Here is a 13806-nt window from a genome sequence, read left to right on the forward strand (position 1 = left end):
CGGCTTATCTGACGAACGGTCGTTCGCAACTTCTGCCTTTCTCGCCCCTTTACCTTGCAGATAACCAACTACGCTTAAGCTCAGGCCATCCAAAAAGGGGAGAGCCGGTACACCGGCGTGCGGGTCATCGGTAGCGTTACAGGGTGTTCTGGGGGGTATACAGCAATCGGCCAACCCGGTTGCATGCCAGCATCAGCTGACTGATCCGGCGTCGTCTCCACGTATCGAGCGAGGTGACGTCATGAGTATTTTTAGCCACTTCCAACAACGTTTCGAGTCTACGCGCCAGGAAGAACTCTCGCTGCAGGAGTACCTCGAGCTGTGCAAAGAGGATCGCAGTGCCTACGCATCGGCGGCCGAACGGCTGTTGCTGGCCATCGGTGAGCCAGAGCTGATCGACACCTCTACCAACTCCAGGCTGTCGCGCATCTTCTCCAACAAGGTTATTCGCCGCTATCCGGCCTTTGCCGACTTCCATGGCATGGAAGAGTGCATCGACCAGATCGTGTCGTACTTCCGCCACGCCGCCCAAGGCCTGGAAGAGAAGAAACAGATCCTCTATCTGCTGGGCCCGGTAGGCGGCGGCAAGTCCTCGCTGGCGGAAAAACTCAAGCAGCTGATGGAAAAGGTGCCGTTCTACGCGATCAAGGGCTCGCCGGTATTCGAGTCACCTTTGGGCTTGTTCAATGCCACCGAAGATGGGGCCATTCTCGAGGAAGAGTTCGGCATCCCACGGCGCTACCTCAATACCATCATGTCGCCTTGGGCCACCAAGCGCCTGCAGGAGTTTGGCGGGGACATCTCCAAGTTCAAGGTGGTGAAGCTGTACCCGTCGATTCTTAACCAGATCGCCATTGCCAAGACCGAACCCGGCGATGAAAACAACCAGGACATCTCGGCCCTGGTCGGCAAGGTCGATATCCGCAAACTTGAGGAATACCCACAGAACGACGCCGATGCTTATAGCTACTCGGGCGCGCTGTGCCGGGCCAACCAGGGCCTGATGGAATTCGTCGAAATGTTCAAGGCGCCGATCAAGGTCCTGCACCCCTTGCTCACCGCCACCCAGGAAGGCAACTACAACAGTACTGAAGGCCTTGGGGCGATTCCCTATACCGGGATTCTGCTGGCGCACTCCAACGAATCGGAGTGGCACACCTTCCGTAACAACAAGAACAACGAAGCGTTCATCGACAGGATCTATATCGTCAAGGTGCCGTACTGCCTGCGGGTCAGCGATGAAATAAAGATCTACGACAAACTGCTGGTCAACAGCTCGCTGTCCAAGGCCCACTGTGCACCCGATACGCTCAAGATGCTGGCTCAGTTCACGGTGCTTTCCCGCCTGAAGGAACCAGAGAACTCCAATATCTATTCCAAGATGCGCGTTTACGACGGGGAAAACCTCAAGGATACCGATCCAAAGGCCAAGTCGATCCAGGAATACCGGGACTCTGCGGGTGTCGACGAAGGCATGAACGGCCTGTCGACGCGCTTCGCCTTCAAGATCCTGTCCAAGGTGTTCAACTTCGACCCACACGAAATTGCCGCCAACCCGGTGCACCTGCTGTATGTCCTCGAACAGCAGATCGAACAGGAACAGTTCCCGGCTGAAGTGCGCGAACGCTATCTGCGCTACCTGAAGGAATACCTGGCACCGCGCTACATCGAGTTTATCGGCAAGGAAATCCAGACCGCCTACCTGGAGTCCTACAGCGAATACGGCCAGAACATCTTCGACCGCTACGTGTTGTATGCAGACTTCTGGATCCAGGATCAGGAATACCGCGACCCGGAAACCGGCGAAATTCTCAACCGCATTGCGCTCAACGAGGAACTGGAAAAGATCGAGAAACCGGCTGGCATCAGTAACCCGAAAGACTTCCGCAACGAGATCGTCAACTTCGTACTGCGCGCACGCGCTAACAACAATGGCAAGAATCCAAGCTGGCTGAGTTATGAAAAGCTGCGGGTCGTGATCGAGAAGAAAATGTTCTCCAACACCGAAGACCTGCTGCCGGTCATCAGCTTCAACGCCAAGGCCAGCAAAGAGGACCAGAAGAAACACAACGACTTCGTCACCCGGATGGTGGAGCGTGGCTATACCGACAAACAGGTGCGCCTGCTGTCGGAATGGTACCTGCGGGTCAGGAAATCGCAATAAAGCGGCAAGCTACGAGCCGCAAGCTGCAAGCTGCCTGGCGTTGGCATTGCTGCCCGCGTCACAGCTTGCAGCGGCGGTGGCTGCTCTTTCTTGCAGCTTGAAGCTTGTGGCTTGCAGCTTGTGGGTTGCAGCTGCATCCAGTCACCGGAGGGACCATGAGCTACGTTATAGACCGACGCCTGAACGGCAAGAACAAGAGCACGGTCAACCGCCAGCGCTTCCTGCGGCGGTACCGCGAACACATCAAGAAGGCCGTCGAAGAGGCGGTGAGCCGCCGTTCCATCATGGATATGGAACACGGCGAGCAGATCAGTATTCCCGGGCGCGACATCGACGAACCCGTCTTGCATCATGGTCGCGGGGGCAAACAGACCATCGTGCATCCTGGCAACAAAGAGTTCACTGCCGGTGAACACATCCCACGGCCGCAAGGCGGTGGAGGCGGTGGCGGTCGTGGCAAGGCCGGCAATTCCGGCGAGGGGATGGACGAGTTCGTCTTCCAGATCACCCAGGAAGAATTTCTCGAATTCATGTTCGAAGACCTTGAGCTACCCAACCTGGTCAAACGTCACCTGACGGGCGCCGATACCTTCAAGACTGTTCGCGCCGGCATCGCCAACGAAGGCAACCCGTCACGCATCAACATCGTGCGCACCCTGCGCTCGGCCCATGCCCGGCGTATCGCCCTGACCGGCAGCAGCCGCGCCCTGCTGCGCGAAGCACAAAAGGAACTCGATCGCCTGCGGGTCGAAGAGCCAGACAATTTCACCGATATCCAGGAAGTCGAACAGGAAATCGAGCGCCTGAAGGCACGTATCAACCGCCTGCCCTTCCTCGACACCTTCGACCTCAAGTACAACCTGCTGGTCAAGCAACCCAACCCCAGCTCGAAGGCAGTGATGTTCTGCCTGATGGACGTGTCCGGCTCGATGACCCAGGCCACCAAGGACATCGCAAAGCGCTTCTTCATCCTGCTGTACCTGTTCCTCAAGCGTAACTACGAGCGCATCGAAGTCGTGTTCATTCGCCACCACACCAGTGCCCGGGAAGTCGATGAAGAAGAGTTCTTCTACTCGCGGGAAACCGGCGGCACCATCGTCTCCAGTGCCCTCAAGCTGATGCAGGAGATCATGGCCGAGCGTTACCCGGCCAGCGACTGGAACATCTATGCCGCGCAGGCTTCTGATGGCGACAACTGGAACGACGACTCGCCCATCTGCCGCGACATCCTCTCCAAACAGATCATGCCGCATGTGCAGTACTACACTTACGTTGAGATCACCCCCCGTGAACACCAGGCGCTGTGGTATGAATACGAGCGTATCGGAGATGCTTTCCCCGACACGTTCGCCCAGCAGCAGTTGGTATCGGCCGGCGATATCTACCCGGTCTTCCGTGAACTCTTCCAGCGCAGGTTAGCCACATGACCGCCAGAGCACAGAGACGCCAACCCATTTCCACTGGGTCCGAGTGGACGTTCGAGCTGATCCAGACCTACGACCGGGAAATCAGCCGCTTGGCCGAGCGTTACGCCCTGGACACCTACCCCAACCAGATCGAGGTCATCACTGCCGAACAGATGATGGACGCCTACGCCTCGGTCGGCATGCCGCTGGGCTACCACCACTGGTCCTACGGCAAGCAGTTCCTCAGTACGGAAAAGTCCTACAGCCGCGGCCAGATGGGCCTGGCCTACGAGATCGTGATCAACTCCGACCCTTGTATCGCCTACCTGATGGAAGAAAACACCATGTGCATGCAGGCACTGGTGATTGCGCACGCGTGCTACGGCCATAACAGTTTTTTCAAAGGCAATTACCTGTTCCGTACCTGGACTGACGCCAGTTCGATCATCGACTATCTGGTGTTCGCCAAGCAGTACATCGCCCAGTGCGAAGAGCGCCACGGTATCGATGCTGTGGAGGACTTGATCGACTCCTGCCATGCCCTGATGAACTACGGTGTCGACCGCTACAAGCGGCCTTACCCTATTTCTGCCGAAGAAGAGCGGCGCCGGCAACAGGAGCGCGAAGAGCACCTTCAGCGTCAGATCAACGACCTTTGGCGAACAATTCCGAAAAACGCCGAAAAGGGCAACGACCGCGATGAGGGGCGCTTCCCCGCCGAACCGCAGGAAAACATCCTGTATTTCATCGAGAAGAACGCCCCGCTGCTTGAACCCTGGCAGCGTGAAGTAGTGCGCATCGTGCGCAAGATCGCCCAGTACTTCTACCCGCAGCGCCAGACCCAGGTGATGAACGAAGGCTGGGCAACCTTCTGGCACTACACCCTGATGAACGACCTGTACGACGAGGGGCTGATTACCGAAGGCTTCATGATGGAGTTCTTGCAGTCGCACACCAGCGTGGTGTTCCAGCCCGGCTTCGACAGCCCGTACTACAGCGGCATCAACCCCTATGCGCTGGGCTTTGCGATGTACACCGACATCCGCCGCATGTGCGAAAACCCCACCGAGGAAGATCGCCACTGGTTCCCCGACATTGCCGGCAGTGACTGGCTTTCTACCATCAAGTTCGCCATGAGCAGCTTCAAGGACGAGAGCTTCATCCTGCAGTACCTGTCGCCCAAGGTGATGCGCGACCTCAAGCTGTTCAGCATCCTCGATGACGACCAGCGCGACGACCTGCTGGTGCCCGCCATCCATGATGAGGCCGGCTACCGGGTGATTCGGGAGCAGCTGGCAGCGCAGTACAACCTGGGCAACCGTGAACCGAACGTACAGATCTGGAGCGTCGACCGCCGCGGAGACCGCTCGCTGACCCTGCGACACCAGCAACACAATCGCAAACCGCTGGGCGACTCGACCGACGAAGTGCTCAAGCACCTGCATCGCCTGTGGGGCTTCGATATCCACCTGGAGACCGTGCAAGGCGAGCAAGTGATGAGTACTCACCACATGCCGCCGCGCGGCGAGCATAGCGAAAGCGCCGATTACGGTCGCATGGACCTGGCCGTTATCCACCACCTCTGATGCAACCCCATGACCGCCGACGGGTTATCCTGTCGGCAGTTATGGAGAGCTGCACATGCACATCTACAAAGTTGGCGGCGCCGTGCGCGACCGCCTGCTCGGCCGCCCTGTCAGCGATATCGACTGGCTGGTGGTGGGCGCCACCGTCGAAGAAATGCTCGCCAAGGGCTACCGGCCGGTGGGTGCCGATTTCCCGGTGTTCCTGCACCCGAAAACCGGCGAGGAATACGCCCTGGCGCGCACCGAGCGCAAGAGTGGGCGAGGCTACGGCGGGTTCACCTTTCACGCCAGCCCCGACGTAACCCTGGAAGAGGACCTGATCCGTCGCGACCTCACCATCAATGCGATGGCCGAGGATGAGGCGGGCACGGTCTACGACCCCTACCAAGGCAGGAACGATCTGGATCAACGCCTGCTACGCCATGTTTCCCCGGCATTCGCCGAAGATCCTTTGCGCGTGCTGCGTGTTGCACGCTTTGCTGCCCGTTACGCACCACTGGGGTTCCGGGTTGCCGATGAAACCTTGGCGCTGATGCGCCAGATCAGCGCCTCGGGCGAACTGCAGGCACTCACTGCCGAGCGCAGCTGGAAGGAAATCGAGCGCGCGCTGATGGAAGTGCAACCGCAGGTGTTCTTCAAGGTGCTGAGCGCGTGCGGGGCCCTGCAGGAGCTGCTGCCAGAGCTCGATGACAGCTCCCGGACATTGGCGGCGCTAGAGCAGGCAGCGGTGCAAGAACAACCGCTGCACGTGCGCTGGGCCTGCCTGTTGCGGGGGTTGGCACCGACATCGATCAAAGCCGTCAACCAGCGCCTGAAGGCACCGCGTGAGTGCCAGGAACTGGCCATGCTGACAGGGGAATGCCTGGCGCAGGGCAATCAGGCGCTCGAACTGCCTGCCACGGCACTGCTGGAGCTGTTGCAGAAGTTCGATGTTTACCGACGGCCGCAGCGATTTGAGGATTTTTTGGTCGTTTGCGAGATGGCGGGGCGGGGCGATGGCGAGCAGGGTTACCCACAGGCCGATTACCTGCGAGGCGCAGCAGCGGCGGCGCGAGCGGTGGATGTGAAGCCGTTGGTGCAAGCCGGGCTGACGGGTCAGGCGCTGGGCGAAGCACTCAAAGGTGAACGGCTCAAAGCGCTCGAAGCTTACCAGCGCGGTTAGACCTGCCGGCCTCTTCGCGGGTAAACCCGCCCCTACAGGGGCACACATCGAGGGTTGGGCACAGCCCGTTGTAGGAGCGGGTTTACCCGCGAAAGGGCCAGACCTGCTGGCCAATTTCCACCCGCGGTTCACCGTCGCAGCCGCCACCGTATTCGCGGGTAAACCCGCTCCTACAGGGGGCACACATCAGAGGTTGGGCTCAGCCCGTTGTAGATACAGGCTTAAGCGGGCGTCAACTGCAACCCGCGCCACTCAAAGGCGACCGGGGCCAGCACCTGATCGATCTGCGCTTCCTGCCACAGCTGCGCCATGCGCTTGCCCACCCCCGGATGCACCAGGTCGGGTGCCAGCAACGACAGCGGCCACAGCACAAAAGCGTTCTTCAGGATCTCGGCACGGGGCAATACCAGCCCATCGAAGGTACCGTGCAAATCGTCATACATCAGCACGTCGATATCCAGCGGCAACCCTTTGCGGTCCGGGGCATAGCGGCCATTGTCGGCCTCGATGAACTTCAGCCGGCGGTCCAGCTCGATCAACGGCAACGCGGTTTGCCCGGTCACCACGAAGTTGATGAACGGCCCGCTCTTGATGCCCACCGCCTGGCTTTCGAATGCCGGCGAACAGCGCATGTCGGTCAGGATGCCAGCCAACGCATCGAGCCCGGCGCACAAATGCGCCTCACGGTCGATATTGCTGCCCAGGCCCAGGTAAACCGTGCTCAAAGACATCCGCGCTCGATCTCCACGCCTACACCACCACGGGCCGCCGGCACCGCGCCCGGCTTGGTCAGCTTCAAGCGCACCCAAGGGATGTGGAACTCGTCCATCAGGGTGGCCACCAGGCGCTCGGCAAATGTTTCAACCAGCTCGAAACGGGCCTGTTCGGCAAACGCCTGGATGCGCGCCGACACACTGGCGTAATCCAGCGCCAGGTTCAGGTCGTCTCCGGCGGCGGCCGGGCGGTTGTCCCAGGCAAAGCTCAGGTCCAGGCGCAAGCACTGGCGAATATCCCGCTCCCAGTCATAGGCACCGATAACGGTATCGACTTCCAGGCCTTCGATGAACACTCTGTCCAAGCACTTCTCTCCACAGCACGACAAGGGCGACTGGCGCCGTTAGAATCAGGGCGTCCTCGCCCGGAATAGTTAGCATGTTTTGGTTACTGGCGTTGCTCGCCTACCTGCTCGGCTCGCTGTCCTTCGCCATTGTTCTCAGCCGCCTCTCGGGCAGCCCGGACCCGCGTTCCAGCGGCTCAGGCAATGCCGGCGCCACCAACATGCTACGCCTGGCAGGCCGTAAACTGGCGATCCTGACCCTGCTTGGCGACCTGTGCAAGGGCCTTTTGCCGGTATTGCTCGCCCGCGTTGCCGGGCTGGACCTGCACGCGCAGGCCTGGGTGGGCATATGCGCGGTGCTGGGCCACCTGTTCCCCCTGTACTTCCGTTTCAAGGGCGGCAAGGGCGTGGCGACGGCTGCCGGCATGCTCATGGGCCTGTATTTCCCGGCCGCGCTGCTGGCCATCGGCGCCTGGCTGCTGACCTTCTACCTCACGCGTACCAGCTCACTGGCCGCACTGATTGCCACGCCACTCACCTTGCCATTGCTGGCCTGGCGCGAGCCCGAAGCCCTGCTGCCGATCAGCGTACTGACTGTGATGATCGTGTGGCGCCACCGCAACAACCTGCGCGACTTGTTTGCAGGGCGCGAACGGCACTTCTGAACCTTCGACGCGCTGCCTTACAGCGGCGGCAACTGTTCCATCGGCCAGCGTGCCTGCACGCTGATCGCCAGGTCTTGCTGCTGCCCGGCCAGCAGGCGTTGGCAACCGGCGTAGGCGATCATCGCACCATTGTCGGTACAGAATTGCGGGCGCGCGTAGTACACGTTGCCCTTGATGCTACCGAGCATGTCCTCCAGGGACGCGCGCAGGGCCTTGTTGGCACTCACGCCACCCGCGATGACCAGCCGCTTGAGGCCGGTCTGCTTGAGCGCCCGCTTGCACTTGATGGTCAAAGTCTCCACCACCGCCTGCTGGAATGCCAGGGACAGGTCGCAACGGGTTTGCTCACTGTCGTCGCCAGCATTCTTGCATTGCTGCCAAGTGTTCAGGGCGAAGGTCTTGAGGCCACTGAAGCTGAATTCCAGGCCTGGCCGATCGGTCATTGGCCGCGGGAAGACGAAGCGCCCGGCCACACCTTGTTCGGCCAGACGCGCAATTTCCGGACCGCCTGGGTAATTGAGGCCGATCAGCTTGGCAGTCTTGTCGAACGCTTCACCGGCAGCATCGTCCAGGCTCTCACCCAACAGTTCGTACTGACCGATGCCATCGACCCGAACCAGCTGGGTATGGCCACCGGAAACCAACAAAGCGACGAACGGAAACGCTGGCGGGTTTTCTTCCAGCATGGGCGCCAGCAGGTGACCCTCCATGTGGTGCACACCGATCGCCGGGATGTCCCAGGCAAAGGCCAGCGCCTGGGCGCAGGAAGCGCCCACCAGCAAGGCGCCGACCAGGCCGGGGCCCGCGGTGTAGGCGATGGCGTCGATTTCGGTGGCAACGCAGCCTGCCTCGTCCAGCACCTGGCGGATGAGCGGCAGCATTCGCTTGACGTGATCACGCGAGGCAAGCTCGGGCACCACGCCGCCGAAGACGCGGTGCAGGTCGATCTGGCTGAACAGTGCGTCGGCCAACAAACCGCGTTCACTGTCGTATAATGCGACGCCGGTTTCGTCGCAGGATGTTTCCAATCCCAGTACTAGCATGGGCTCGTCCCTTGTGGGGGCTGAATTCGAAGCCGCGCATGATAGTCCCCGTGTCGGGTGCCGACCAGCGGTTTTCGATCAGAGGCTTTGCATTCCGGCTTGCTAAGGGTTAACATCCGCAACCCTTGAAAACCGACGTTCTCCAGCACACCTTTGTTTTGCCAGGAGCACGTCTACCCCGGTAATGAATTAAGGTAGCCCTGGATGCCAGCCGTCAAAGTTAAAGAGAACGAACCCTTCGACGTAGCTCTGCGTCGTTTCAAGCGCTCCTGCGAAAAAGCCGGTGTACTGGCTGAAGTTCGTAGCCGCGAGTTTTACGAGAAGCCGACCGCAGAGCGTAAGCGCAAAGCAGCTGCTGCTGTTAAGCGTCACGCCAAGAAAGTTCAGCGCGAACAGCGCCGCGCCGTTCGTCTGTACTAATACAGACGTTCAACGCAAAGCTTCTGCCCTGCCCGGCTAACCCCCGGGCGATGGCAGTGGTCGTTTCAAACTTGAGCAGCTAGCTCAAGGCCCTGCACAAGCTTCATGCGAACTGCATCATGGGCAACCTGCCTGAAACGTCAGAGCTGGTCCTCCTTGCTGTATGACCAGGCGTGCACGTCCGACTGACGAGCCCTTAGGGGCTGGCGACGAGCACACATTCCCTCGCACTTCCCCAAGCAGCACTCGCCCCTTCGGCGCGTGAGCGATTAGACTTGCCAGTTGCCAGATAACGAGACTGCCATGGCCGGGCTGATTCCCCAGAGTTTCATTGACGACCTGATCAACCGCCTCGACATCGTCGACGTGGTGAGTTCGCGCGTCCAGCTGAAAAAAACCGGCAAGAACTACTCGGCATGCTGCCCGTTCCACAAAGAAAAAACCCCGTCCTTCACGGTCAGCCCAGACAAGCAGTTCTACTACTGCTTCGGCTGTGGCGCCGGAGGCAACGCCTTGGGCTTTGTCATGGACCACGACAACCTGGACTTCCCCCAGGCCGTCGAGGAACTGGCACGCGCCGCTGGCATGGAAGTCCCCCGCGAGCAAGGCCGCCGTGACCAGAAGCCGCGCCAGCCCACTGACTCGCCACTGTACCCGCTACTGGACGCCGCCTCGGAGTTTTACCGCCAGGCCCTGCGCAGCCACCCGTCACGCAAGGCAGCGGTGGACTACCTCAAGGGCCGCGGCCTGTCCGGGGAAATTGCCCGCGACTTCGGCCTGGGCTTTGCCCCGCCCGGCTGGGACAACCTGCTCAAGCACCTGGGTGCCGACACCCTGCAGCAGAAGGTGATGATCGATGCCGGCCTGCTGATCGAGAACGCCGAGAGCGGCAAGCGCTACGACCGCTTCCGCGACCGGGTGATGTTCCCGATACGTGACAGCCGCGGGCGCATCATCGCCTTCGGTGGCCGGGTGCTCGGCGACGACAAGCCCAAGTACCTGAACTCCCCGGAAACCCCGGTGTTCCACAAGGGACAGGAGCTGTACGGGCTGTACGAGGCGCGCAAGCACAACCGCAACCTCGAAGAGATCATCGTCGTCGAGGGCTACATGGACGTCATTGCCCTGGCCCAGCAAGGTCTGCGCAATGCCGTGGCCACCCTTGGCACCGCCACCAGCGAAGAGCACCTCAAGCGCCTGTTCCGCGTGGTGCCCAGCGTGCTGTTCTGTTTTGACGGCGACCAGGCTGGGCGCAAGGCGGCCTGGCGCGCACTGGAATCGACATTGTCGAACCTGCAGGACGGCCGTCGCGCGCGCTTCCTGTTCCTGCCCGAAGGCGAAGACCCGGACAGCCTGGTGCGTGCCGAAGGTACCGACGCCTTCATGGCCCGTATCAACCAGCACGCCCAACCGCTGGCCGACTACTTCTTCGAGCAACTTGGCGTCGAAGCCGACCCGCGCTCACTGGAAGGCAAGGCGCATATGGCGACCTTGGCCGCACCGTTGATCGAAAAGATCCCCGGCGCCAACCTGCGTCAGCTGATGCGCAACCGCCTGAAGGAAATCACCGGCCTCGACCCGCAGCAGGTCGAGCAGCTGGCGCAACAAGCGCCGGCGACCAGCAGCATGCCGGACTACGACCCTGGCTACGACTACGACGCCATGGCCAGCTACACCCCCGACTACGGCGACATGCCACAGCACGACTATGCCCCCGTTCATCAGGAGCAGGCATGGAAGCCCAACAAGGGTGGTAGCAAGAAGCCGTGGAGTGACAAACCCTGGGACAAGAACCGCAAGAGCGGCAAGCCCTGGCAGCAACGCGACGAAGCACCTCCCCGCGTGCCAGCACCGGTCGAGCCGCCCACCCTGGCCGCGCTGCGCACCCTGCTGCACCACCCACTGCTGGCAGGCAAGGTGGAGGATGCCAGCCACTTCGCCGACGAAGAACACCTGTACAGCCAGCTGCTGGTGGCGCTGATCGAAGCCGCGCAGAAAAATCCTGGGCTAAGCTCAATGCAGTTGATCGCACGTTGGCATGGCACCGAACAGGGCCGCCTGCTGCGAGCCCTGGCGGAAAAGGAATGGCTTATCGTGGCCGACAACCTTGAACAACAGTTTTTCGACACTATAACTAGCTTGTCCGCCCGCCAACGCGAGCGCAGCCTGGAACAACTGCTCAGGAAATCACGTCAAAGCGAATTGACCAGCGAGGAAAAAACCCAGCTCCTCGCCCTGCTGAGCCGAAATGTTCCCGCACAAACGCCGACCTCATCTGGCGCGTGAGGCCCATGCTCGGGTATAATCCTCGGCTTGTTTTTTGCCCGCCAAGACCTTCAGTGGATAGGGTGTTATGTCCGGAAAAGCGCAACAGCAGTCTCGTATCAAAGAGTTGATCACCCGCGGTCGTGAGCAGGGCTACCTGACTTACGCGGAGGTCAACGACCACCTGCCTGAGGATATTTCAGATCCGGAACAGGTGGAAGACATCATCCGCATGATCAACGACATGGGGATCAACGTATTCGAGAGTGCTCCGGATGCGGATGCCCTTCTGTTGGCGGAAGCCGACACCGATGAAGCCGCGGCCGAAGAAGCCGCTGCTGCATTGGCGGCAGTTGAAACCGATATCGGCCGCACGACCGACCCGGTGCGCATGTATATGCGCGAAATGGGTACTGTCGAGCTGCTGACCCGCGAAGGCGAGATCGAAATCGCCAAGCGTATCGAGGAAGGCATTCGTGAAGTCATGGGCGCTATCGCCCACTTCCCGGGCACTGTCGACTACATTCTCGGCGAATATGATCGCGTCACCACCGAGGGTGGCCGCCTGTCGGACGTTCTCAGCGGTTACATCGACCCTGACGACAACATTGCCGCGCCAACCGAAGAAGTGCCGATCCCAGGCGCCAAGGCCGCTGCGGCGAAGGAAGAGTCCGACGACGACGAAGAAGAATCCGAAAGCGGTGACGACGAGGAAGAGGCCGAGAGCGGCCCGGACCCGGTAGTCGCAGCCCAACGCTTCGGTGCGGTATCCGATCAGCTTCAGGCGACCTCCAAGGTCCTGAAGAAAAATGGTCGTAACCACAAGGAAAGCATCGAGGCCCTGCAGGCCCTGGCTGACCTGTTCATGCCGATCAAGCTGGTACCGAAGCAGTTCGAGGTACTGGTCGAGCGTGTACGTGATGCCCTGAACCGTCTGCGGCAGCAAGAACGCGCCATCATGCAGCTCTGCGTACGTGACGCCCGCATGCCGCGAGCCGACTTCCTGCGCATGTTCCCAAGCAACGAAACCGACCAGACCTGGAGCGGTGACCTGGCCAAGCGCAACACCAAGTGGGCTGCCGCCCTGGGTGAAAAGAACGCTGCCATCGTCGCTTGCCAACAGAAGCTGATCGACCTTGAGATCGAAACCGGCCTGACCGTTGCCGAGATCAAGGAAATCAACCGTCGCATGTCGATCGGTGAAGCCAAGGCCCGCCGCGCCAAGAAAGAAATGGTCGAGGCGAACCTGCGTCTGGTGATTTCCATCGCCAAGAAGTACACCAACCGTGGCCTGCAGTTCCTCGACCTGATCCAGGAAGGCAACATCGGCCTGATGAAAGCGGTGGACAAGTTCGAATACCGTCGCGGCTACAAGTTCTCGACCTATGCCACCTGGTGGATCCGTCAGGCGATCACCCGTTCGATCGCCGACCAGGCACGCACCATCCGGATTCCGGTGCACATGATCGAGACGATCAACAAGCTCAACCGTATTTCCCGCCAGATGCTGCAGGAAATGGGTCGCGAACCGACTCCGGAAGAGCTGGGCGAGCGCATGGAAATGCCTGAGGACAAAATCCGCAAGGTACTGAAGATCGCCAAAGAGCCGATCTCCATGGAAACCCCGATCGGTGACGACGAAGATTCGCACCTGGGCGACTTCATCGAGGACTCGACCATGCAGTCCCCGATCGACGTAGCCACGGTCGAAAGCCTCAAGGAAGCCACCCGTGACGTGCTCTCGGGCCTGACCGCACGTGAAGCCAAGGTGCTGCGCATGCGTTTCGGTATCGACATGAACACCGACCACACCCTCGAAGAGGTGGGCAAGCAGTTTGACGTAACGCGTGAGCGGATCCGTCAGATCGAAGCGAAGGCGTTGCGCAAGCTACGCCACCCGACTCGCAGCGAGCACCTGCGCTCCTTCCTCGACGAGTGATGACAAAACCCCGGCCCAGGCCGGGGTTTTTCTTTAGTGGCCCGAGACATAAAGCCCGCCTTCCGTTGCACACCTGCAGCAATGCCCGTCTACACTCGA

Annotated in this window: 11 protein-coding genes; 8 read left to right on the top strand and 3 right to left on the bottom strand. The window is 60.5% G+C overall.

What is annotated here, in order from left to right:
• The first annotated feature begins 241 nt into the window (after positions 1-241).
• From I8746_RS24570 to I8746_RS24585, 4 genes are all read left to right on the top strand, one after another.
• Positions 242-2164, top strand: coding sequence for a PrkA family serine protein kinase (locus I8746_RS24570; RefSeq protein WP_003255563.1), 1923 nt, complete (start codon positions 242-244; stop codon positions 2162-2164).
• A gap of 155 nt (positions 2165-2319) precedes the next feature.
• Complete coding sequence (locus tag I8746_RS24575; protein ID WP_003255564.1) at positions 2320-3591, top strand: YeaH/YhbH family protein; 1272 nt, start codon at positions 2320-2322, stop codon at positions 3589-3591.
• On the top strand, positions 3588-5156 hold the full coding sequence (locus I8746_RS24580; RefSeq protein ID WP_003255566.1) for a SpoVR family protein: 1569 nt from the start codon (positions 3588-3590) through the stop codon (positions 5154-5156). The genes I8746_RS24575 and I8746_RS24580 overlap by 4 nt, the downstream gene beginning before the upstream one ends.
• 55 nt (positions 5157-5211) lie before the next feature.
• Positions 5212-6318, top strand: a complete 1107-nt coding sequence (locus I8746_RS24585) for a multifunctional CCA addition/repair protein (protein ID WP_014755127.1) — start codon at positions 5212-5214, stop codon at positions 6316-6318.
• A 221-nt stretch (positions 6319-6539) separates the two neighbouring features.
• Here the strand turns inward: I8746_RS24585 and folK are convergent, their stop codons facing one another.
• Both folK and folB read right to left on the bottom strand, forming a co-directional pair.
• A complete protein-coding gene (gene folK, locus I8746_RS24590; RefSeq protein WP_003255569.1) occupies positions 6540-7049 on the bottom strand; it encodes a 2-amino-4-hydroxy-6-hydroxymethyldihydropteridine diphosphokinase in 510 nt (169 codons plus the stop codon).
• Positions 7040-7396, bottom strand: a complete 357-nt coding sequence (gene folB / locus I8746_RS24595; protein WP_004576188.1) for a dihydroneopterin aldolase — start codon at positions 7394-7396, stop codon at positions 7040-7042. Before folB ends, folK begins: the two co-directional genes overlap by 10 nt.
• Before the next feature lie 74 nt (positions 7397-7470).
• On the opposite strand from folB, the gene plsY reads away from it, so the two are divergent.
• Complete coding sequence (plsY, locus tag I8746_RS24600) at positions 7471-8040, top strand: glycerol-3-phosphate 1-O-acyltransferase PlsY (protein ID WP_004576187.1); 570 nt, start codon at positions 7471-7473, stop codon at positions 8038-8040.
• A gap of 17 nt (positions 8041-8057) precedes the next feature.
• Here the strand turns inward: plsY and tsaD are convergent, their stop codons facing one another.
• Positions 8058-9083, bottom strand: coding sequence for a tRNA (adenosine(37)-N6)-threonylcarbamoyltransferase complex transferase subunit TsaD (tsaD, locus tag I8746_RS24605; protein WP_011953302.1), 1026 nt, complete (start codon positions 9081-9083; stop codon positions 8058-8060).
• 204 nt (positions 9084-9287) lie between these two features.
• Between tsaD and rpsU the strand changes: the two genes are divergently transcribed.
• The 3 genes from rpsU to rpoD all read left to right on the top strand — a co-directional run bounded on the left by rpsU (position 9288) and on the right by rpoD (position 13707).
• Positions 9288-9503 (top strand): 30S ribosomal protein S21, encoded by a 216-nt coding sequence (rpsU, locus tag I8746_RS24610; protein WP_003255575.1) that lies wholly within the window; start codon positions 9288-9290, stop codon positions 9501-9503.
• Between the two features lie 303 nt (positions 9504-9806).
• Positions 9807-11789, top strand: a complete 1983-nt coding sequence (gene dnaG / locus I8746_RS24615) for a DNA primase (RefSeq protein ID WP_014755126.1) — start codon at positions 9807-9809, stop codon at positions 11787-11789.
• A gap of 67 nt (positions 11790-11856) precedes the next feature.
• Entirely contained in the window at positions 11857-13707 is a 1851-nt protein-coding gene (rpoD, locus tag I8746_RS24620) for an RNA polymerase sigma factor RpoD (RefSeq protein ID WP_014755125.1), read from the top strand.
• Positions 13708-13806 lie beyond the last annotated feature (99 nt).

The sequence above is a fragment of the Pseudomonas sp. USTB-Z genome (assembly GCF_019691255.1).
GTDB lineage: Bacteria > Pseudomonadota > Gammaproteobacteria > Pseudomonadales > Pseudomonadaceae > Aquipseudomonas > Aquipseudomonas alloputida.

What these genes read in the sequence shown, in the direction of transcription:
- plsY (WP_004576187.1), top strand. Translation starts at nt 7,471, where the DNA reads ATGTTTTGGTTACTGGCGTTGCTCGCCTACCTGCTCGGCTCGCTGTCC.
- tsaD (WP_011953302.1), bottom strand. Translation starts at nt 9,083, where the DNA reads ATGCTAGTACTGGGATTGGAAACATCCTGCGACGAAACCGGCGTCGCA.
- I8746_RS24580 (WP_003255566.1), top strand. Translation starts at nt 3,588, where the DNA reads ATGACCGCCAGAGCACAGAGACGCCAACCCATTTCCACTGGGTCCGAG.
- folK (WP_003255569.1), bottom strand. Translation starts at nt 7,049, where the DNA reads ATGTCTTTGAGCACGGTTTACCTGGGCCTGGGCAGCAATATCGACCGT.
- I8746_RS24570 (WP_003255563.1), top strand. Translation starts at nt 242, where the DNA reads ATGAGTATTTTTAGCCACTTCCAACAACGTTTCGAGTCTACGCGCCAG.
- I8746_RS24585 (WP_014755127.1), top strand. Translation starts at nt 5,212, where the DNA reads ATGCACATCTACAAAGTTGGCGGCGCCGTGCGCGACCGCCTGCTCGGC.
- rpoD (WP_014755125.1), top strand. Translation starts at nt 11,857, where the DNA reads ATGTCCGGAAAAGCGCAACAGCAGTCTCGTATCAAAGAGTTGATCACC.
- I8746_RS24575 (WP_003255564.1), top strand. Translation starts at nt 2,320, where the DNA reads ATGAGCTACGTTATAGACCGACGCCTGAACGGCAAGAACAAGAGCACG.
- dnaG (WP_014755126.1), top strand. Translation starts at nt 9,807, where the DNA reads ATGGCCGGGCTGATTCCCCAGAGTTTCATTGACGACCTGATCAACCGC.
- rpsU (WP_003255575.1), top strand. Translation starts at nt 9,288, where the DNA reads ATGCCAGCCGTCAAAGTTAAAGAGAACGAACCCTTCGACGTAGCTCTG.